Raw genomic sequence first — 21,653 nt, 5'->3', positions numbered from 1 at the left:
GTATACGTTTTAGTATAAAATTTGTTTTTGTTTGTGCTAGAGTGTGAAAGGAATTACCTTACGATTTCTCGTTTTTAAGTAAAGCCAAAAGCGAGAAAAGTATATAGTTAAAGGAATCTTTGCCATGAAATTGCAGCAATTACGCTACATTGTTGAAGTAGTCAACAACGACCTTAATGTGTCTCTAACCTCCGAAAAACTCTATACTTCGCAACCTGGCATCAGCAAGCAAATAAAATTGTTAGAAGATGAACTTGGCATTCAAATTTTTACAAGAGTTGGTAAACATCTTTCTGAAGTTACCCCTGTTGGCGAAAAAGTTATTTCTCTAGCGCGTGATATTCTTAATAAATCAAATGATATAAAAATCATAGCAAAAGAGTTTAGTCAGCCAAATCAAGGCTCATTAACGATTACGACAACTTATACTCAAGCACGTTATTGTTTGCCAATTGTTATCCAGCAATTTATGAAGCAATACCCAAATATTATTTTGCATATGGAGCAAGGTTCATCACCTCAATGTATTTTACAGGCACAAACAGGGCAAGCCGACTTCGCCATAGTCACCGACCTTTCACAACTTAATGATGAAATGATTGCATTGCCATGTTATCACTGGAACCAAGCAGTGATAGTTAAAAAAGAGCATCCATTGGCTAAAAGCAGCTTAATTTCCATTGCCGAGTTATCCCAATATCCGCTAGTCAGTTATGACTTTACTAATGATGGTTCTGACCTCAATCAAGCTTTTATTCGCGCTGGGCAATCGCCGAATATTGTTTTTAGCACAACTGATGCAGAATTAATTAAAACCTATGTTAAATTAGGTGTTGGTGTCGGAATTGTAGCTAAAATGGCGGTAAATGATGCAATTGCTGATGACGATTTTGTTGTGCTCAATGCTGGGCATATTTTCCCTTACAGCACCACCTATATAACTTTCGCTCGCTCTTTATTTTTACGTAGTTATATGTATGATTTTATCAGTCAATTTTCACCCCATTTAAATCGCCAAACTATCGATAAAATAATGTTATGTGAAAATAATACTGAAGTGTTAGCAATGTTCAATGGGGTAAAATTGCCTGTTCGCTAGCTTGAAATTTTATTTTTGAATAATAAAGATGAATAAAGTGCGAAATTATCGCACTTTTTTATTTGAACTATTTATGTCTGGCTTTCAAAATACCAATTACATCTTGCAATGACAGATTTTGGTCATGCAGTAAAACGAGTAGATGATAAATTAAATCAGCTGATTCATTTTTCAGCTCTTCAGTATCACGTACAGTTGCTGCTAAAGCCGTTTCAACGCCTTCCTCGCCAACTTTCTGAGCAATACGTTTAGTTCCATCATGATAGAGTTTGGCTGTGTAAGAAGATTTTGGATCAGCATTTTTGCGGTCAGCAATTAACTGCTCTAACTCAAATAAGAAACCCCATTGAGTTTTAGCAGAAGCAAAACAACTGTTGGTACCTGTGTGACACGTTGGTCCAATTGGATCGGCTAAAACTAATAAAGTATCATTATCGCAATCTGGAGTAATACTTACTACATTTAGAAAATTACCGGAAGTTTCGCCTTTAGTCCAAAGACGTTGTTTAGTGCGTGAATAAAATGTAACTTTACCACTGGTTTGAGTTTGGGATAGGGCTTCTTGATTCATATAACCAAGCATCAATACATCGCCTGAGACATAATGCTGAATAATGACGGGCATCAAATTATCGACTTTTTGCCAATCAAGTTGCTTGGAATCAAATGACAAAGGATCGAATTTTGTGTTGGAATTTTCTGTTAGCATAATCGAATATTTACTCCATGTTCCACTAAATATTGTTTAAGTTCACCAATGTTAATAATTTGTTTATGAAATACTGATGCGGCCAATGCACCGTCGACATCTGCTTCATTAAAAGCTTGTAAAAAGTGTTCCATTGTACCCGCACCACCTGATGCAATTAATGGCACATGGCAAACCTCTCGCACGGCTTTTAGTTGAGCTAAATCGTAACCATTACGCACCCCGTCTTGATTCATCATATTCAAAACAATTTCACCAGCACCACGTTTTTGTACTTCTTTCACCCAATCAAGGGTATTCCATTTGGTTGCCACTGTACGCTTTTCATCTCCTGTAAATTGATAGACATTATAGCTATTTGATTCTTGGTCATACCAGGTATCAATCCCGACCACAATACACTGCACACCATAACGGTCAGCCAATTGAGTAATCAATTGAGGATTTGCCAATGCAGGTGAGTTAATTGAAATTTTATCGGCACCAAAAGTTAAAATCTGTCCTGCGTCTTCGACTGTTTTAATACCGCCAGCTACACAAAAGGGAATATCAATCACTTCAGCAACTTTTGCAACCCAACTTTTATCAACGACACGACCATCGGATGAAGCGGTGATATCATAAAAAACCAGCTCATCAGCTCCTTCTTGGGCGTAACGTTTAGCCAAAGGTACAATATCGCCAATAATTTCGTGATTACGAAATTGCACGCCTTTCACTACTTGTCCATTGCGTACATCCAAACAAGGAATTATCCTTTTTGCCAACATGAAATTGCCTCCTGAACAGTAAATTTGCCTTCAAGTAGTGCTCGTCCCACGATCACTCCCGCTACGCCAGTATCCTTAAGGGATTTAACATCATCGAGTTGACCGATTCCACCCGATGCTTGAAAGGCGATTTGCGGGTATTTTTGGCTTATTTCACGATATAATTTCACATTTGAGCCACTTAGTGTCCCATCTTTGGAAATGTCTGTGCATAGTACGTGTTTTAAACCATGAGGTAAGTAATCATCGATGACTTGTTCAAGTGTTTGGTTAGAGTCTTCTTGCCAACCATGAATTGCAACATATTTATTACCATCTGCAGCGATGCGCACATCCAGAGCTAAAACTAAGGCTTCGGACCCATATTTATTAAACCACTGTTTGACTAATTCTGGCTGTTTTATTGCTGTTGAACCTATCACAACTCGCGCTGCACCAGCCTCAAGAAGCGCTTCTACATCGTCTTGGGTGCGGATGCCACCACCAATTTGTACAGGTATTTGGACACCTTTAATTAACGTTTGAATTAAAGTAATTTGCCGAGCTTTAGGATCTTTTGCGCCTGTTAAATCCACAAGATGTAGAAGTTTTGCACCTTGTTGTTGATACTCTTGTAAGCGTAATAGTGGGTCACTTCCATAATCACGTTTTTGGTCATAATCGCCCTGATGTAATCGAACAACGCTGCCATCAATTAAATCAAGGGCTGGAATAATAATTGGATAAACTGCCATAGTTACATCTCCAAAAAGTTTTTTAGCAATTGTGCACCGGCTGACCCAGAACGTTCGGGATGAAACTGTACACCGTAAAAATTGTCTTTTTGCACGGCAGCGGTAAAGCTTTCGCCGTAATTGGTTTCTGCAATAGTTGCTGAGCATAGTGGCATCGCGTATCCATGAACAAAATAAAAATAAGCACCATCTGCAATATCTCTAAATAGATGATGACCCGCTTTTGGGTAAACTTGATTCCAACCCATATGAGGTAAAGGTAAACCAACATCAGGTATGTTATCTACTTTTTCATCAATGATTCCTAAGGTATTTACATGTCCCTCACTACTGTATTCGGCTAGTAGTTGCATACCTAGACAAATGCCTAAAACGGGTTGAGTACAAGCTTTAATAAGTTCAATTAGATTACGTTCTTTTAACTTTTTCATCGCCGCCGAAGCTGATCCCACACCGGGTAGAAACAGCTTATCACACTCAAGTACGACTTCGGGTTCAAGACTAATTATGGGTTTATAACCTAATCTTTCTACGGCATATTTAACCGAAGAAAGGTTTGCACAACCCGTATCTAGAATGACAACATTCATTTACAGTACTCCTTTAGAGCTAGGTAATCTGTTACCGTCTACCTTGATTGCTTGCTTTAATGTTCGAGCAAAGGCTTTAAATAAACTTTCAATTTTATGGTGATCATTATCGCCTTGTGTCTCAATATGCAAGGTAATTGCCATTGCATAGCTGAGAGAATAAAAGAAATGTTCAACCATTTGCGTGCTCATATCGCCAACTTTTTGATGAGTAAATTGGGCGTTAAATTTCAAATAAGGCCGACCAGAGATATCTATTGCACATTTTGCTAGACACTCATCCATAGGAATCACTGATGCATAGCGAGTTATTCCTCGTTTGTCACCTAAAGCGATTTTTAACGCTTCACCTAATGCTAATCCAGTATCTTCGATGGTGTGATGATCATCAATATGCAGATCTCCGTCAACTTTGATATTAAGTTTAATGCCACCATGGGTTGCGATTTGGTCTAACATATGGTCAAAAAAGCCAATACCTGTACTGATATGACTACCACCTTGGCGATCAAGCCAAACTTCAACTAAGATCTTTGTCTCTTTAGTATTACGTTCAACTTTTGCGTAGCGGTCAGTTGTGGTTAAACGTTGTGCAATTTCAAGCCAATTTAAAGTTTCAGGGTGATAACGTAATCCTTTAATTTGCATATTTTCGGCAAGTTGAATATCAGTGACCCTGTCACCGATAACATAACTGTTTTCTTTATCTAAGTTACCTTTGCTAAGATAAGGTAGAACTAATTGAATTTTTGGTTTACGACATTGACAATTATCTTCTGGAAAATGAGGGCAAATCAGTACTTCTTCGAAGTTAACACCTTGTGATTGAAAGATTTGCATCATCAAGTTGTGAGGACCATCAAAATCTGATTGTGGGTAACTGCTGGTACCAAGACCATCTTGGTTTGTTACCATCACCAGTTTAAAACCAGCAGATTGCAAACTAAGTAGAGCAGGGATGACATTAGGTTCAAATGCCAACTTCTCAAAGCTATCGACTTGAAAATCAATTGGCGGTTCAGTAATTAATGTTCCATCACGATCAATAAATAAGTATTTCTGTAACATCATTGCTCCTATATTATCGTTTTGAGAGCCAAAATCACCGCTTCACATTCGGCTGCAGTGCCAACGCTAATGCGAATTATACTATCTTGCCCGATAGATTTGCTTTGGTCGCGCAAAATAATTCCTTTATTCCATAATGTTTTAAACACATCTTTACCAGCCTGAAATTTAACACATAAATAATTAGATGAGCTAGGATAAACTTTTTCGACAATGGGTAAAGCAGATAAATCGCTTGCAAATATCTCTTTTTGTCTGTTGAGCTGTTGCACTTGTTGTTGCATTTTTTCAATACCCGTTTTACTTAGTGCTTGCGTCGCAATATCAGCAACAGGGGTTGCCAACGGGTAAGGAGCAATTACTTTTTGTAATGCATCAATCACGGGTTTATTAGCGATGGTAAAACCACAACGTAAACCAGCCAAAGCAAATGCTTTCGATAAAGTTCTTAAAATAACTAAATGCTGATAATTGGCTAACCAACTAACTACCGAAGATTCTGGTGAAAATTCAATATAAGCTTCATCTATTACCACAAGAGCACGATTTTTAGCTATATCCAATAGTGCTTTAATATCCTCAGGATTAATTAAATTACCAGTGGGATTGTTTGGCGAGCAGACGTAAATTAATTTAACATTATCAATATTTTGCTTAATGCCTGTTAAATCCAGTTGCCAATCTGATTTCGTTGGTACGGTTTTTACATCAATACCTAATGTTTCAGCACTAACCTGATACATACCATAGGTAGGAGGACAATATAAAATACTATCTTGCTGCGGTTCACAAAATGCCCGCATTAACAGTTCAATTGCTTCATCAGCTCCACGACTGACAATTAATTGTTCTGGTTTAACACCTGCATAATGAGCATAACTATTGATAACTTGTTCCGGTTGCGGTTCTGGATAACGGTTTAATGTCTGTTCCGTTAACTCAAATTGCGGAGCAACAGGGTATTCATTGGCATTTAACCATACATCGCCATTTCCACCAATACGGCGCGCAGATTGGTAAGGAGTTAATTTCTGCACGTTCTTTCTGACTAATTGATTGATATCCATATTGTTCACCTATTTTTTAGCGTTTAATGTAGCTAAACGAAGCGTTACAGCTTGTTTATGGGCAGTAAGTTGTTCAGCTTGTGCCATTAATTCAACCGCATTACCAATGGCTTGTAAGCCCTCTGGTGATAATTTCTGTACGGTCATACGTTTTTGAAAATCGGCTAATCCAAGACTTGAATAAGTCGTGGTATAACCATAAGTTGGTAAAACGTGATTAGTTCCTGAAGCATAGTCACCAGCAGATTCAGGGGACCAGTCTCCTAAAAATATTGAGCCGGCACTGGTGATTTGTTCTACAAGATCATCAGCATTTTGTGTTTGAATAATTAAATGTTCAGGACCATAACGATTGCTGATAGTAATACATTGTTCTAAATCTTTAGTCACAATTAGACGACTTTCTTGCAAAGCTTTTTCGGCAATACCTTGTCGAGATAATTGGGTTAATTGTTTATCAACTTCAATAGAAACCGCTTTAGCAATATCCTCATCTGGAGTAACTAATACCACTTGTGAATCGGGGCCATGCTCTGCTTGTGATAATAAATCGGCAGCAATAAAAGCGGGATTAGCTGAACTGTCGGCGATAACTAACACTTCAGAAGGGCCTGCTGGCATATCAATAGCAGCGCCGTCAAGGCGTTGGCTAACTTGGCGTTTAGCTTCGGTCACAAAAGCATTACCTGGACCAAAAATTTTATCGACTTTAGGTACTGATTTACTACCAAAAGCCATTGCTGCAATGGCTTGTGCACCGCCTAATTGGTATATTTCGGTCACACCACACAGTTCAGCCGCATATAAGATTTCATCAGCAATAGGTGGAGGAGAACATAAAATAACTTTACGGCAACCCGCAATTTTTGCTGGAGTTGCAAGCATTAAAACCGTCGATAATAAAGGCGCAGAGCCACCAGGAATATAGAGACCTACTGAATCAATAGGACGAGTAACAAGCTGACATTTCACCCCCGGCATTGTTTCAACTGTAATTGCTGATTTAACTTGGGCTTGGTGAAATTTTTCAATATTACTGACGGCTAATTGCATTGCCTGTTTTAATTCAGGTTTAACCCTTGCTGTTGCTGCTTTGATCGCATCTTGTGTTAATTTTATTTGTTGGATTTGTACTTTATCAAACTTATTACTTAATGCGATTAAAGCTTGATCACCATTTTGTTTCACCTGACTTAAAATATCTGCTACCGCTTGGCTAATTGAATCTGAAGCAGTAATAGCAGGGCGAGTTAAAAGTGCTGCACGCTGTGCATCTGAACATTGTTGCCAATAAGAGAGTTTCATAGTATTACTCCATCATTTTTTCAATTGGTAAGACAAGAATTGAACTAGCACCTAATGCTTTAAGTTTTTCCATGGTTTCCCAAAATAGCGATTCGGAACTTACCATATGTAACGCTACACGATTTTGTTCACCAGTTAGTGGTAAAATTGTTGGATTTTCAGCGCCAGGTAATAAAGCCACGATCTGATCTAAGACTGAAGTTGGTGCATGTAACATAATATATTTGGATTCACGAGCTTGGATAACACCTTGAATTCGCGTCATCAACTTATCAATCAATGCTTGTTTGTCAGCTGACATTTCGGCTTGGCGTTGAATTAAACAAGCTTTAGATCTGTAAATAACTTCGATCTCTTTAAGTCCATTCGCTTCTAGTGTTGCGCCACTTGAAACTAAATCACAAATAACGTCAGCAAGACCTGCTCGTGGTGCTACTTCTACTGAACCATTAAGCAAACAGGTTTTAAAAGCTACATTGTACTGAGAAAGATAACGACGGAGTAGGTGAGGATAGGTGGTAGCAATACGTAAATCTTTTAAACATTCAGGGCCGATATAATCAAAATCACGAGGCGCTGCAATAGATAACCGACAACCGCCAAAATCCATTCGGCGCAATGTTTTATATTGAGGATTGAACCCCTCAGCTTGTCGATCTAACACTTCTTCTTCCAAAACATTTTCGCCAACAATTCCCAAATCGACAACGCCATCAATGACTAACCCTGGGATATCGTCATCACGAACGCGTAAAATATCAATCGGCATATTTTCAGCAAAGGCAATTAAACGTTGTTCTTGAAGATTAATTTTAATACCACATTGTGCAAGTAGCTTTTTTGACTCATCACTTAAGCGACCTGATTTCTGCATTGCTATACGTAAACGCGAATTATCCAACATATTATTCTCCAAATTATCCTAAAAAATTTTTAACCACAAACAAAAAACCCTCGGAAGTTTGATCTTCCGAGGGTTTTCTATTTGCTTTCGCGATGTCACCGGAAGACCAACTGTCTTCCAGCACCAATCGCCCGAAGACTAATCAGGTATGATGGTGATGATGATGTTTAGTAACAAAAGCACAAAAGCAATTCATAAAATAAAAACCAATAATTTAATTGATTATCAAAATTAGTATATAAAATATAACACAAATGAATAACTATCAACTCATTTTTTATGATCTATAAAGAAATATTGTAAATATCAGGCTATTCACGCTTCAGAAGTTGCGGATATTAATTGGTAATGAGTAAAGTTAAACTAACTTAATTATAAAATTTGTTTTAATTGATGACTGACTTTATAACGACCAAAATCGGTAATTTTAGTTAAGAAGAGGTTCAATGCGTCGTTGTCGAAATGGCTGATAATCATATAACATCCGTCGCCTGTAATCTTATAAAATTCTCCTACTTCATCGAAAGACTTCACTAAATTCTCAAAAGAAGTAAATTGATTTGTGTTCATATAAATAGTAATAAATTGTAAGTGTTGTTTTTGTTCTTTAATAGTGAACTTTTCTATAATATGATCATTTAGCAAATCTTGAACGCGTTGACCAACAGCTTGGCTAGATAAGAAAACCTTATCGCCAATTTCGCGCCAAGATTGACGGCTATTATTTCTTAATTCACTTAAAATCGCTCGATCTTTTTTATCCATTGTTTCAATTTGAAAGCTAACTGATATTTATCATTTCAATTCGCTATGTTCTTTAAAAGTTGATTATTACAAAATAATAACACGAAACCTTATAAAGGAGAGCAAAATGACTCAAGCATTAATGATTATTGATGTGCAAAATGATTATTTTCCTGATGGAAAATATCCGTTAAATAATACTGAACAAACATTACAAAATACTTTAAAACTGCAAAATTATTTTCGGCAAAAACTACTGCCTATTATTTATATACAACATATTAACCCAGATCCTAATGCTGTTTTTTTTGTAAATAATAGTTTTGGTAGTCAATTACATGCAAAATTACTTCCTATTAAATCTAATGAAATGGTCATTCAAAAAGCCTATCCAAATAGCTTTTACCAAACACAATTGCAAGAAAAGTTAGAGCGATTAGGAATAACTCAGTTAGTGATTTGTGGCATGATGAGTCACATGTGCGTAGATTCAACTACTCGCTGTGCATTTGAGCTTAATTATCAACCGATTTTAATTCATGACGCTTGTACTACTCGTGATCTTGACTTCAATGGTAACATCATTCCCTCACAAGACGTTCACAATAGTTTTATGTCTGCATTGATGCGATTTGCAACAATAGTTAGTTTTGAATCATTCATTGAAACAATTTAATAAGTTAAAAGGTTTTCTTAACTAAAGAGGATTATTAAAAAAATCCTCACTTTTTTGTCAGAATATTTATTGGCTAAAAGCATAATTAAAAAGAATTTAGCTCTAAAAAGCTTTGTAAATAGGATTTTATATGGATCCTCCAGCTAATTATATTGATAGTTATATTTTATGTTTTTTTATAATTCTATTTTTTATGGCATTTATACGCTTTCATTGATATATGTTTTTGCAACTCTAGTAATTATTTGGTCAATTTTCTATTTTCGTTAATGGATGCGGTTTTATAACAATACTTGTTCTATATTAACAACAATTAAAAAATATCATGTTATAAAACGTAAATTTGCTTCGATATTTGGTTATATATTACTAAAGTTATTCTGTGCTTTTTTGGTCTGTCTTTCTGATAGCACCTACAACGATTGAATTTATAAAAAGTAGAAACTCGAAAATTTTGATACACGGAGAGTGGCTTGAGACAAAGCAATTCGATAATGTCATAGAATGACATAGATTTTATAAACATAAAAACACACTAAACGATCCAAAAATAAATTGGTTAACACCTCAAACAGAATCTTTAGAAATTAATTATTATCGGGAAAGTGTTTTAAGGTGTAGTAATAATTATGAGCATAATCAAGACTGGAATGTATTAGAATCTTCCTATTTAATATTGGCAATAGAGTCAAAATGAAAATGGCGATCATGATAATATCTCAATTTATGATCAAACTTTCAATGATATGAATTTAGTAGAAGCCAAGAAAAGCCATCAAAAAGTTGAAGATTTTACTGAATCATTAATATTAAATACGGGATAAATTTATTCATATCGTATTGACATTGATAAATGGAATAACTTCATAAGGAATTGCGGTTTCTTCTGAAAAATTATAAATATTTCCGTAAGATTTTTGCATTAAAAATGAAAATGATTCTAATATTAAATCAAAATCTTGTGGGAGACTAGTTGGTTGAGGTATCTCTTCTTTATAAAATCTTTGGCATTTGCCTTTCATATCCAAACCTGAAAAGTAAATGTTTTTAAACTTTAACGTTATAGCTAGTTGTAATGCGGTAAATGCAACTGTAGCACTGCCAAATTGGCCATAGGAAATATCAGTTGAAAATCCAATAGTTTTTACTTTTCTTGAATAAGAACATTTTATAAAAACTTCTTTGTAAATTAGGGATTTAATTGCATATCTAACTTTTCTACCTGGTCCACCTCTAGATTTGCAAAGATCTTTCATTATAAAACATGAGTTTAGTAATTTTTCTTTTTCTGAGGGACTTGCTCTATTAAAAACGTTTGGACTAATAAAAGTATATTTGCTATATGAAGAATATTTAAAGAATAGAGATTTATTATTTTCGAAGTATGAACCATCACAAACAATGTAGGCAAAAACAGGTATATTGTTATTTTGTAAAAAACCAACACTCCCATTTACCGCTATAATACTATTTGTTCGTAATATCTTTTCGGGAGTTTTTAACGAAGATGGACCAGATAAATAAATAATACATTCATCACTAATGTCATTTTTTATAGATTGTAATATTTTGTTCGTTATCTTCATGGTTTTACTCAAAAATATGTTACCTTTTATATTAACATCAGATTGTCAAAAATGTAATGGTCGATAAATTATTTTAATTACTAAACATAATATATTTTAATTAAGAATTAATTATTATAAAGATAGTAACAAAATAAATAATAGTTTTATTTTCAGATGATTATCGAAACTTTAAGTATGAAATAATTTAATATTATAATTTTTTAGTCATAGTAAAGATAAAAAATAGGAATAAGCAAACTTGAACGCTGCATTATTTTATAGAAAATTTGGTATACCTGAACGAGTATTAACTCTTGAATATTTGAATAAATTATACTTAAATGAAAATCACATTAGAGTACGGATGTTATATGCACCAATTAATGCTTCAGATCTTATTCCAATTACAGGTGCTTATAAGCATCGTATAATTTTGCCACAAATTGCTGGTTATGAGGGAGTAGGTGAGGTGATTGAGGCTCCTTTAATTTATCGTCATCTGATTGGAAAACGTGTGTTACCTTTAAGAGGAGAAGGAACTTGGCAACATTTCGTTGATTCACCCGCGAAATATGCTATTCAAGTTCCAGATTCAATTGATGATACTATCGCTGCTCGAGCTTATATTAATCCTGTCGCAGCTTGGTTAATGCTTAAACATTATTCTCCACAAGGAAAACATATTTTAGTTACTGCTGGCGGAGCTGATTGTGCAAAATTGATATGAAAATGGGCAGTAAATTTGCAAGCATTATTTGTAACTGTCATTTGTCGTTCAGATAATCATGTTCAATTTTATAATAAATATGGTATTAAAAATATAAATCAAAATGATACTGAAGCTATAGAATATTTTGCTGCTCATGCTGATATTGTTTTTGATGCGGTTGGCGGCGAACTTGCTGAAACAATTTTGAATCATATGCCTGATTTAAGTGAATTTGTCTCGTATGGTTTGCTTTCTGGTACTTTTTTTCAACCTAAAAAGCGATTACCTAAAGTTCATTGGTTTCATATCCGACATTATTTAAATCTAATTAGTCAAGATCAATGGTTAAAGATGTTTGATGATATATGGTCTATATTAGATGCAAGTGATGTAAATACAGCAAATTTATTTGAATTTTATGATTGGCAAGAAGCGATAAAAACCTATAGACAACCTCATAGAAACAATAAACCTTTATTAACATTTGTTTAAATCATAGACATTATAATATGTTATTAATTATGAGGATTCAGGAAAGATACTTGTTTATTTTACCTTTCCTAAAAATTAGTAATATTTAATCTTTTTTAGTTTTTTATTCTGATTAAAACAGTAAATCTTCCAGATCCTAATAAAGCAAGGCTAAAAGCAGTTATAGACATAAATGCTGGATATTCCCAACCACCGCCTTCGTTACTAAATGACCAACCATTAGTCGAGTGAATGAAACTAACTACAATCATCTGCAAAAATGTTAGAGAGCTGATAATGCGAACTAATAATCCTAAAACTAAACATATACCACTACCAATTTCAAACGCGATAATTAAGTAAGCCAAAAAACGTGGTAAACCGCGTAATGAAAAAAATTTACAATGGTAAAAAATGACAAATAAAATATTTACCTAATATAAGCAAGTATATATTATTGCTCGTTAACTTTTATAACATCAATTACTGTAAAAAGTACAAAATTGCATTTAAATTAAAATAGTTTTAATCAGGAATATAAAATGGGTATATTTTCTCGTTTTTTTGGTAAAAAATCAGAATCAAAACAAATAGGTAATTCGATTATTGCAAATCCTGATATTGATAGTCCCGTTGGCTTAACTATTGTGTTTAAAGGTGCACTTGATATTAATAACGATAAATTATTAACACAACTTAAATCTATTGATCCGACCATAAAGGATATTCGATATGAAATGCCGTTCGGACAACTCGAAGAGGGCATATGTCTTTTAGTGAGTTGGGGAAAACATGTTATTAGAATATATGGCCTAAATGCGCCTTATCCTAAAGATGTATTAGAATTATGTGTTACTCCTGCTAATTATGGTCAAGAAATAAAACAACAAATTTATGAAAGTGATAGTCATTTGTTATTATATTATGTCGGCTATGAGCAAGATGTATTAGAGCAGTATTTAGCTTTAACTCATTTAGCGGCATGTTTTGAACAATTTAATGCGTTAGCCGTAATTAATGAAGATGCTCATACTTCATTGCCAGTTAACTTTATTAATGCATTAGCTTCGGAAAATGATGGTTTAACCACTTTAGTGGCATGTTTACCTTTATTGTTTTGTGGTTTTGTTAAATATGAAATAGAAAATATTAAAGGTATTTGGATGCGCACTTATGGTGCTAATAAGTTTGGTTTACCTAATTTTGCTGCATTAGCCAATAGTTATGAGGAAAGTGAGTATTATTTTGATATATTTAGTAACATTTTAAATTATTTGCGACAAAGTCAAGCGACAATGAATCCTGGCGATACTATGGAAATAGGTGATAATCGTATGATGTCATTACGAGCGCCTCAAGATGATGAATATTTCTTGAAAGATCAGGGTGATCTTTTAATAATTGAAATTAATAATTAATTTTATAATATAAATGTTTTAGGAAAGGTAATAGTTACTTAGTTTTACCTTTCCTAAAAACGGAATATATTATGTTTAAATGGCTTGTGTATATTTTTTACCTGATAAAACACTAAACCGACCAGTACCTAATAAAGCAAGACTAAAAGCAGCTAAAGACATAAATGCAGGATACTCCCAACCTCCTCCCGGATTAGTAAAAGACCAACCATTAGCCCAATGTACAATGGTAATTATCGCAAGTTGAAAAAATGCAATTAATGCAACTGCACGAGTTAAAATACCTAATAATAACAATGCACCACCACCTATTTCAAAAGCGATAACAATATAAGAAAAAAATCCTGGAAATCCAAGAGTATGGAAATACTCAGCGGTACCTTCTGGAGTGAGTACAAGTAATTTGGTAAAACCGTGGGCTAAAAACATCATACCTAAAGCAATTCTTAATACAAATGCTGCTACATCAGTTTGATATTCTTTCATTTTGGGTTTCCTATATTAAGTTAGCAAAATAATAATTAAAATCATTGCGATCTATTACAAAAGCTATTACTTATTTACAACATAGGATACTGCACTTGAGATTGTCTCACAGATAACAATCATTAGTAAAGGTACTAACGAAAATTGAACTGAGTTAGTTAAATTATATTTACGCTTTTTAAAAGCTTAATAATATATATTTCTAGATAAAAATAACGGTGTAACTAAAAAAGTTACACCGTTATGCCTTACTTATTGTTGGTGTCAAATAGATTTAACTTGTTTTGTTGTTTGTTTTAACGCAATTTTGTTGGTTTCCCTTGCATTTAACTTACTCTCAAATCCGTTTTAAATCTGAATAATAGTGTAAAATATATTCATTATCCTATGTTGCTATAATGTAAGCTTTTCCCTTGCTTTATCAAATATTCACTTAAACCAAAAATCGCGCCTAAACCTGTTTGAACCAACTTAATAAATAAATTGAACAATACCTCCGTTACGAACATAACTATTTTTCTATTAGAACAAAAAATAGCCTTTTTTCCATTTATATGGTAATTTGCTATTGTTTCGGAAGTTAAATTGACAAAGTGATTTTGTTGGTGAGGTTGAGTTGAATTATCAACGACGTTAACAGTAAGTTTTTTGGGATTGAGTGGCTTTTTTATATAAGCTACCATCTCTCTCAACTTAATGTTTACTGTTGTGACTAAGTAAATCGTATTTGGTAACGCCATTAAAGCTCCTTAAAAGATAAAATAGGACTCCATACTTTTACTAAATAACTCATATAATGAAACAGTGTATAACAGAAATGAGACTTATGTCTCATGTAATTAACTATAACAACTTTAATTATAAAGTGCAATAAATTATAAAAAAATAATATGGATAATCAAAAAATAGTATCACGGCAAAAATATACCGGCGTTAAAAAACGTACATTTCAGCATTTAATAAATACTGCAATAAGTATTTTAGATGAAGGAAATGAATTAACCATTACTGAATTAGCCGATAAGTCTGGAATTTCAAGAGCAACCGCTTATCGCTATTTCCCTACCCAAAATGATTTAATATCGGCTGTTGTTGACTATTCGCTTGAGCCAATTGTACATTGGCAATCGGATGAACAGGATATAGGGAAAAAAGTAAACGATTTCTTATCATTTGCTTTTACTCAAATGATAAAACGTGAGGGGGCAATAAGAGCTGCCATGCAATTATCCTTGCAACAATGGGCAACTGAGCGTTCAACATCATCAAATAGTTCTGAAAAATTTGTACGTGGTAATCACAAAGAAGTGCTCTCTAATTTACTAAAACCATTACAATCACAGTTAAATGATGAGCTAAATAATAAATTAATTTATACTTTGTCGATTATTTTTGGTTCTCAAATTACAGTATTAAAAGATGTATGGAATTTAGATGATTCTTATATCGTATCACTTTCTCAATGGATTATTAAAGCTGTAATTAATCAAGCAAAACAAGATGTTTCAAAGCCTTAATTATCCAGTCATATTAAGATTTACAAGTAATGTTTATACATTCTTGCTTTTCTAAAGAACTAAATTGATTGTGATATTCTAGGATTATTAGTATTACCGATTATAATTCCTTTGCAGAAGACAGCCTGTCTTATAATTCAATGTTAATTAAAGAGTCCAATCAGGATAATTACTTAATGTATGAGAATAAATAATAGCATGACAGAAAATCAATAACCTATTGACTTATCAATTGTTAATTCTATACTGTCGTTCACATCATTTATTATTGAAATGCGTTGTTTTGATCAAACTGCTTAACTTTTTGCTATTTTTTGTACATAAACCTAACATGTACCGCTTAACGCAGCGATTGCAACATAAAACTATCATTATCACAGGCGCTAGTTATGGTATAGGTGAGTCACTTTGTTATCTTTTAGCCGAGATTGACTGTAATCTAATATTGGTTGCACGCACCAGTGATAAATTGTGCGAATTAAAAAAACAATTTGCAATGAGCAAAGCAAAAGTTGACATCTATGTAGCTGATTTGCGCGATCAAAAACAAATTGATGAATTTATAAAATATATAAAAACTTTACCGATAGACATATTTATTAATAATGCTGGCAAATCGATCTGTCGTCCGATCATGCAATCGTTAGATCGTCTGCACGATTTTGAACGAACCATAAAATTAAATTACTTAGCTCCAGTTCAATTATGCCTTGCTCTTATCCCAAAATTGCAGCAAAGTAAAGGGCATATCATTAACGTTTCGGCAGTCAATGTATTATTTGCACCAACGGTCAATTGGTCAGCATATCAAGCCTCAAAATCGGCATTCGATCAGTGGCTACGTTCAGCAATGCCTGAATTACAAAATCAGCAAATCAAAGTATCAACAGTCTATTTGCCTTTAGTAAAAACCAGAATGATCGAACCAACCAAGGTCTATCAAAACCTACCTGCATTGCAACCAAAACAAGCTGCCATGATTATAGGTTATTTATTACAAACACAAAAACGCCAATATAAACCCTGGTGGGCGATAATAGTGCAACTAGCAAGTGTTCTGTTTAATGGTATCTGGTTTAAAATAAATTGTTATTACATAAAGAGAAAATGATGATAAAAGCCATCAAAGCACTGCACACCATTAAACTTTTTACCTTCAAAGGAATTTGGCATCTATTAATGAGTTTTGGTTCAGTAGGCATGAATTTAATGGCATTGCTCTATATTCGTCAGAAACTAAGTCCAAATCAAATTGCTATTAACGAAAATGACAATTGCATAACTTATCATACACTTTATACGCAATCGCAACATTTAGCTAAAAAACTAGCTATGCATTGCGACATAAAACCGCATCAAAAAATAGCGATAATGGCAAATAATCATACCATTATGATTCATACTCTTTTTGCTATTGCGCGGTTGGGTGCAGATATTTACTTGCTTAATACAGAACTTTCCGTCAATCAATTACAAAATATACAAGATGCCGTAAAATTTGATTGGATTATACATGATCCTCAAATTTCTACCTTAACTGATGTTAAATCATTACCGATAGATCATCCTGATCAAGTCTCCATTTACTCGCTATTGAATGATAATAGCTTACCCAATACTAGTAATCTTAAAGTTACCCATTTTAATAAACTTACTGTATTAACTAGTGGTACGACTGGTCGTTTTAAAATGGCAGGGCGCAATAGTAAAGCACAAAATTTTATAAGTCCTTTTTATCAATTGTTGATGAAACTTAATCTTAGTAAATATAATAGAGTTTACATAGCAACACCTATTTACCATGGTTTTGGTATTGCAACATTGTGTATGTCGGTATTATTAGGTGCTACTATATTTATCAATAAACGCTTTGATGCGGTGAAAGTTTGTCAACTTATTAATAAATATAACATTGAAGTTATTACGCTCGTTCCTTTAATGCTCAGTCGAATGATGAACTATTCCACCACTCAGTTGCGCAGTTTACGATGCATCATCACAGGTGGTGCTCCAATTGCGGTAACATTAGTTCAACGAACAATTAATCAACTTGGTGAAGTATTATATAATTTATATGGTACATCGGAAGCTGGAATATGCATGATTGCAACTCCGAATGATTTAATCAATCACCCATCAACCATAGGTAAACCAATTACAGGATTATCAACAAAATTAATGAATAATGGTAAAGAGGACGCAATAAAAGGTGAACTCTATATCAAATGTGCATGGTCAACTCAAGGCAAAAACTGGATAGCTACTGGTGATATTGCTCAAAAAGATAGAGAAAACAATTATTACCTAAATGGTCGGATTGATGACATGATTGTTTCTGGTGGTGAAAATGTTTATCCATTCGAAATTGAACAATTTTTAATTAATCATCCAGACATTAACGATTTAGCTGTTATTAGTGTTAATGATGAAGAATTTGGTCAAAGACTAGTGGCATTTGTGGTATTAGCTGCGTATGCAAAACAATCCGAAGATACCCTAAAAGATTGGTTAAAACCACAAATTGCACGTTACCAAATGCCTAAAAAAATATATATCATTGATGAATTGCCCATGACTCACATTGGCAAAGTTGACAGAAAACAACTTATCAGTCTATATTGCTTAGATAACCAAAGCCATTAAATGGCTTATTTGTTTTTTAAGTAAGTTACTAGCCTTTTATTAAAAATAAAGCTTCCTTTACTAGGTATCAAAAAAACAGATTATCAATTTTTCAACTAAAAAGATTATATTATCTATCTTTTCAAAACCGCTTTGAGTTAGAGATCTCAATTGTTATTAGCTACCTTTAGTTGGCACTGCTCTTATGATGAAAGATTACTTTTTAAAATTTGTGAGATTGTCTTAGTTTCAATATTAGTTCATTAGCTAAAATAATTTGGGTTATTTCATCATCACTTTCAGATGATTATTCTAAGGTGGCAAATATAATAAATTGAGGATAGTAATAAACTCCTGTTTGAATAATTTTTTATTTTAGTTTGCCAACAAGAATAAGCTCTCATAAAAAGAATATTGGTTTTTCTTAATTCTTTCAAATTTAGGTCAATATAATTTGATCAAATTACTGACGGTACAGCAGTAGAGATAGCAAAACTGAGATTGATATTAATAAGTTAACTTTCATTTAATAAGTAAAGCTATTATATGCATACGTATAATTTAAATAGATGAAGGTTTAAATTAACAAATTGTGTATTATAAATAATTTTATTTGGTGATAGAAAAAAGACACTGTTGGTTAAAGTAGTGTCTTTTTATTAACTAAGCATTAAGATTGATTGCACAATAAGATTTTATGACAAGCAATATTATCGATTAAAAAATCAATGATACTGTACTGTCTGTTGAGTTGGCTCGTCGTGAACTAATAATAAACAAGTATCACTGATTGATACCGCTTGTTCAATACGTAGCTTATCTTGCTCATTAAGATCATTAATACAAGCGACGATATAACTACAGGTTTTGCTTTTTAACGCTTTTTCAATAGTTGATATTAAATTTTCATTTTTAAGGTTACTCAAATGCACGACTTTTTGTTTATCGAGTCCTGCAATATTTACCCATGAACGCTTTAACATTGGTCGATCAGATAGCCAGAGCTGCCATTTTTTAGCTTTATTAAGAGACTTCAACAAAAGGCGCTGTTGCTGTAAAACTTGCTGAAAAGGGGATTCAAAATTAATCGCCATAAGTTGTGATGAAGAGTGTTCAATAAGCATAATAACCTCGATACTGTATTAATATACAGTGTATATTAATACAGTATTTATCGGTTGTAAACTCTAAAAATAATCATTTTTTGAATTTTTTATGAAATAAAATCAAGAATGCAATAACTGATATGAAAAAATTCCTAAAAATGTCATAAGAACTGAACCAATAACATGAATAGCAATAGAGGTTAATCCCCATGCAATGCGACCTTCTTGTAAAAAATTCACGATCTCTGCTGAAAAAGTTGAAAATGTCGATAATCCACCACAAAATCCAGTGATAACTAATAAACGCCACTCAGCAGATAAGTTTGAATGATTAAAAAAAGCAATTGCAAAGCCAATAATATAACCAGCAATCAGATTGGATAGTAACGTTCCTAATGGAATCGCAAACGCAATAATATTTAATTTAAGTGACAGAAACCACCGCAATAATCCACCAGCAACTGAACCAACCGATATAGCTAAAATAAGTTTAAACATGTTAAATCCTTAAAAATTGGGCGTATTCTTGTTAAATTTATTTTTTATAGTTAATGGCAAGTATGATAACTATAACCGAGATAATAAGAAAATGCATATATTATGTTGCAGCATTATTTTAGCTTTAAAAAAGCGATAGCTTATATTCGAATTTTATTCTTAACTTTAGACAAATCATTTAATAAAGAAATTATGAACCTATTACATAAAGTTGTTATGCACATAATTTTTTATGTAAACATGTTCGGTAAGTATGGTTATTTTGTTTACTTGTTACCTTTTTATTTCATGAGTTATTGCTATTAATAATGAAACTTATACAATTGACAAAGCTTTAAACTACAATTAAAACCTGATGTAAAAACTAAAATAAGATCAATTAATTAAAGTTAGTTTGATTATAAAACTTAACAAATTGAATAAGAAAACAATAACAGGATGAATTATAATTATGTTACAAAAAGCTGATATATCTTTTGAGGCGCAATATCTGCAAACGGCGTTAGGACCAATGACTATTTTAAAATCACCTGCCGGTATTAGTATCAAGGAAGCCATCAATTATCAAAATAAGCCAATCATTGCCTGCAATTGTTACTATTCTGAAAATGATCAGTATAGTTCTCAAGTTATTTATGTTGTGCTTGAACCTGATTTACAAAATCCTACATGCTACCTAGAATTTGATGGTATCATGCCAGAATTTTTTATCAATCCAGAGGGTAAGCTTTACACTGCTATCGATGTTTATCATCCAGATAAAGATGGTTTAATTATTATGGTTCCTTGCTTTGACCGCGATAATATTACCTATCCTAAACCAAAAAAAATGACACTTGGTGATTATATTGGTATTTACCATGATTTTGCTATGTTTAAAAATGTCGATATTTTTTCAGACAAACAATTAGATAAACTGATTGCAGTTGAATTTAAAAATGGTGAGCTTAAAAAAAGTTATACCGCAAAAATTCCTTTCCCAAAATATAACCAATTTTTTATAAATAATGACAATAAACAAATTCATATTATTGCCAAAAGTGAAGAAAGTTGTTGGCTACATCGTCAAATTGACGAAAAAGGTGCAGTATTACAATCAAGAAGAATTGATATAGCTTGTAATGATTATCCGAATTGTGTTTTAAATTTGAGTTTTTGCGAATCATCATATGTAGTAACTCGTGACGAGGGGGGAATTTTTTATCTAATCACTCTTACCCCACATGGTGAAGCGACACGAAATAAGTTATTTGATGTAGGTTCTCCTCTATTTTGGGTCTGGGATCCAGTAAAAATTGCCACTGAAACATTTGTAATTCGTTTTACTATAGAAACAGGAAACGGCTGGATAACCTTGCGAAACAATAAAGTAATAGAGGCATTTTTACAACAGCAAGCTGGCAAATTTACTAACTTACTTACTAATGAAATTATTATATTATCTGAAGAAGAATTAATTATTTCTGATGTGATCTCCGACCAAAATAATAGCTATACACTGGTGTTTTATGATTATCAAGAAGATAGAACTAAACGGAATACAACATTGTTTGTTTTAAACAGAACGCTTGTTTAAATCTGTTTTTTTAGTT

Annotated in this window: 24 protein-coding genes and 1 other annotated feature; of the genes, 9 read left to right on the top strand and 15 right to left on the bottom strand. The window is 33.1% G+C overall.

Annotated elements, in window-relative coordinates; all coding sequences use genetic code 11:
- Positions 1–124: 124 nt before the first annotated feature.
- Positions 125–1,099, top strand: coding sequence for an HTH-type transcriptional regulator CysB (cysB, locus tag GAPWK_RS07940; protein WP_025315707.1), 975 nt, complete (start codon positions 125–127; stop codon positions 1,097–1,099).
- Between the two features lie 67 nt (positions 1,100–1,166).
- On the opposite strand, the gene hisIE is transcribed toward cysB, so the two are convergent.
- The 9 genes from hisIE to GAPWK_RS07895 form a co-directional block, all read right to left on the bottom strand.
- On the bottom strand, positions 1,167–1,808 hold the full coding sequence (gene hisIE / locus GAPWK_RS07935; protein ID WP_051516258.1) for a bifunctional phosphoribosyl-AMP cyclohydrolase/phosphoribosyl-ATP diphosphatase HisIE: 642 nt from the start codon (positions 1,806–1,808) through the stop codon (positions 1,167–1,169).
- On the bottom strand, positions 1,802–2,578 hold the full coding sequence (gene hisF / locus GAPWK_RS07930) for an imidazole glycerol phosphate synthase subunit HisF (protein WP_025315705.1): 777 nt from the start codon (positions 2,576–2,578) through the stop codon (positions 1,802–1,804). Before hisF ends, hisIE begins: the two co-directional genes overlap by 7 nt.
- Positions 2,560–3,297: a 1-(5-phosphoribosyl)-5-[(5-phosphoribosylamino)methylideneamino]imidazole-4-carboxamide isomerase gene (gene hisA, locus GAPWK_RS07925; protein WP_025315704.1), complete on the bottom strand. Its 738-nt coding sequence runs from the start codon at positions 3,295–3,297 to the stop codon at positions 2,560–2,562. Before hisA ends, hisF begins: the two co-directional genes overlap by 19 nt.
- A 17-nt stretch (positions 3,298–3,314) precedes the next feature.
- Positions 3,315–3,902 (bottom strand): imidazole glycerol phosphate synthase subunit HisH, encoded by a 588-nt coding sequence (hisH, locus tag GAPWK_RS07920; protein ID WP_025315703.1) that lies wholly within the window; start codon positions 3,900–3,902, stop codon positions 3,315–3,317.
- Positions 3,903–4,970, bottom strand: coding sequence for a bifunctional histidinol-phosphatase/imidazoleglycerol-phosphate dehydratase HisB (hisB, locus tag GAPWK_RS07915; RefSeq protein ID WP_025315702.1), 1,068 nt, complete (start codon positions 4,968–4,970; stop codon positions 3,903–3,905).
- Between the two features lie 8 nt (positions 4,971–4,978).
- Positions 4,979–6,037: a histidinol-phosphate transaminase gene (gene hisC / locus GAPWK_RS07910; RefSeq protein WP_038517378.1), complete on the bottom strand. Its 1,059-nt coding sequence runs from the start codon at positions 6,035–6,037 to the stop codon at positions 4,979–4,981.
- Positions 6,038–6,046: 9 nt separating this feature from the next.
- Complete coding sequence (gene hisD, locus GAPWK_RS07905; protein WP_025315700.1) at positions 6,047–7,342, bottom strand: histidinol dehydrogenase; 1,296 nt, start codon at positions 7,340–7,342, stop codon at positions 6,047–6,049.
- Positions 7,343–7,346: 4 nt separating this feature from the next.
- Positions 7,347–8,246, bottom strand: a complete 900-nt coding sequence (gene hisG / locus GAPWK_RS07900) for an ATP phosphoribosyltransferase (RefSeq protein WP_025315699.1) — start codon at positions 8,244–8,246, stop codon at positions 7,347–7,349.
- A 38-nt stretch (positions 8,247–8,284) separates the two neighbouring features.
- Positions 8,285–8,410: a sequence feature (His leader region), on the bottom strand.
- A gap of 208 nt (positions 8,411–8,618) precedes the next feature.
- Positions 8,619–9,011, bottom strand: coding sequence for an Lrp/AsnC family transcriptional regulator (locus tag GAPWK_RS07895; RefSeq protein WP_025315698.1), 393 nt, complete (start codon positions 9,009–9,011; stop codon positions 8,619–8,621).
- A gap of 106 nt (positions 9,012–9,117) precedes the next feature.
- On the opposite strand from GAPWK_RS07895, the gene GAPWK_RS07890 reads away from it, so the two are divergent.
- The gene (locus GAPWK_RS07890) at positions 9,118–9,666 is read left to right on the top strand and encodes a cysteine hydrolase family protein (protein WP_025315697.1); all 549 of its coding nucleotides are present in this window, start codon (positions 9,118–9,120) and stop codon (positions 9,664–9,666) included.
- A gap of 830 nt (positions 9,667–10,496) precedes the next feature.
- Here the strand turns inward: GAPWK_RS07890 and waaZ are convergent.
- Complete coding sequence (gene waaZ, locus GAPWK_RS07885) at positions 10,497–11,264, bottom strand: 3-deoxy-D-manno-oct-2-ulosonate III transferase WaaZ (RefSeq protein WP_202961632.1); 768 nt, start codon at positions 11,262–11,264, stop codon at positions 10,497–10,499.
- A 229-nt stretch (positions 11,265–11,493) separates the two neighbouring features.
- Here waaZ and GAPWK_RS15145 point away from each other — a divergent pair, with 229 nt between their 5' ends.
- Both GAPWK_RS15145 and GAPWK_RS15140 read left to right on the top strand, forming a co-directional pair.
- Positions 11,494–11,961 carry an alcohol dehydrogenase catalytic domain-containing protein gene (locus GAPWK_RS15145; protein ID WP_202961631.1) on the top strand — a complete coding sequence of 156 codons (468 nt, stop codon included), beginning with the start codon at positions 11,494–11,496 and terminating at the stop codon, positions 11,959–11,961.
- Positions 11,962–11,976: 15 nt separating this feature from the next.
- Complete coding sequence (locus tag GAPWK_RS15140) at positions 11,977–12,435, top strand: MDR/zinc-dependent alcohol dehydrogenase-like family protein (RefSeq protein ID WP_202961630.1); 459 nt, start codon at positions 11,977–11,979, stop codon at positions 12,433–12,435.
- 95 nt (positions 12,436–12,530) lie between these two features.
- Here GAPWK_RS15140 and GAPWK_RS07875 read toward each other — a convergent pair whose 3' ends face one another.
- Positions 12,531–12,830, bottom strand: coding sequence for a DoxX family protein (locus GAPWK_RS07875; protein ID WP_330981651.1), 300 nt, complete (start codon positions 12,828–12,830; stop codon positions 12,531–12,533).
- 126 nt (positions 12,831–12,956) lie between these two features.
- Between GAPWK_RS07875 and GAPWK_RS07870 the strand changes: the two genes are divergently transcribed.
- Positions 12,957–13,832 (top strand): DUF4261 domain-containing protein, encoded by an 876-nt coding sequence (locus GAPWK_RS07870; RefSeq protein WP_025315694.1) that lies wholly within the window; start codon positions 12,957–12,959, stop codon positions 13,830–13,832.
- Between the two features lie 75 nt (positions 13,833–13,907).
- Here GAPWK_RS07870 and GAPWK_RS07865 read toward each other — a convergent pair whose 3' ends face one another.
- Positions 13,908–14,318 (bottom strand): DoxX family protein, encoded by a 411-nt coding sequence (locus GAPWK_RS07865; protein ID WP_025315693.1) that lies wholly within the window; start codon positions 14,316–14,318, stop codon positions 13,908–13,910.
- Between the two features lie 380 nt (positions 14,319–14,698).
- Positions 14,699–15,058: a Tm-1-like ATP-binding domain-containing protein gene (locus tag GAPWK_RS07860; RefSeq protein WP_025315692.1), complete on the bottom strand. Its 360-nt coding sequence runs from the start codon at positions 15,056–15,058 to the stop codon at positions 14,699–14,701.
- 150 nt (positions 15,059–15,208) lie between these two features.
- Between GAPWK_RS07860 and GAPWK_RS07855 the strand changes: the two genes are divergently transcribed.
- From GAPWK_RS07855 to GAPWK_RS07845, 3 genes are all read left to right on the top strand, one after another.
- Positions 15,209–15,835 (top strand): TetR/AcrR family transcriptional regulator, encoded by a 627-nt coding sequence (locus tag GAPWK_RS07855; RefSeq protein ID WP_025315691.1) that lies wholly within the window; start codon positions 15,209–15,211, stop codon positions 15,833–15,835.
- 331 nt (positions 15,836–16,166) lie between these two features.
- A complete protein-coding gene (locus tag GAPWK_RS07850; protein WP_110287297.1) occupies positions 16,167–16,946 on the top strand; it encodes an SDR family NAD(P)-dependent oxidoreductase in 780 nt (259 codons plus the stop codon).
- Complete coding sequence (locus GAPWK_RS07845; RefSeq protein WP_025315689.1) at positions 16,946–18,478, top strand: class I adenylate-forming enzyme family protein; 1,533 nt, start codon at positions 16,946–16,948, stop codon at positions 18,476–18,478. The genes GAPWK_RS07850 and GAPWK_RS07845 overlap by 1 nt, the downstream gene beginning before the upstream one ends.
- A 704-nt stretch (positions 18,479–19,182) precedes the next feature.
- Here GAPWK_RS07845 and GAPWK_RS07840 read toward each other — a convergent pair.
- Both GAPWK_RS07840 and crcB read right to left on the bottom strand, forming a co-directional pair.
- Positions 19,183–19,581, bottom strand: coding sequence for a cell division inhibitor SulA (locus tag GAPWK_RS07840; protein WP_025315688.1), 399 nt, complete (start codon positions 19,579–19,581; stop codon positions 19,183–19,185).
- Between the two features lie 102 nt (positions 19,582–19,683).
- Positions 19,684–20,061, bottom strand: a complete 378-nt coding sequence (gene crcB, locus GAPWK_RS07835) for a fluoride efflux transporter CrcB (protein ID WP_025315687.1) — start codon at positions 20,059–20,061, stop codon at positions 19,684–19,686.
- 451 nt (positions 20,062–20,512) lie between these two features.
- Between crcB and GAPWK_RS07830 the strand changes: the two genes are divergently transcribed.
- Complete coding sequence (locus GAPWK_RS07830) at positions 20,513–21,637, top strand: hypothetical protein (protein WP_025315686.1); 1,125 nt, start codon at positions 20,513–20,515, stop codon at positions 21,635–21,637.
- Positions 21,638–21,653: the final 16 nt, after the last annotated feature.

This window comes from Gilliamella apicola, assembly GCF_000599985.1.
In the GTDB taxonomy this organism is placed as follows: domain Bacteria; phylum Pseudomonadota; class Gammaproteobacteria; order Enterobacterales; family Orbaceae; genus Gilliamella; species Gilliamella apicola.
The sequence above is the reverse complement of the archived record's forward strand: the minus strand, read 5'-3'. Positions and strand labels throughout refer to the sequence as shown.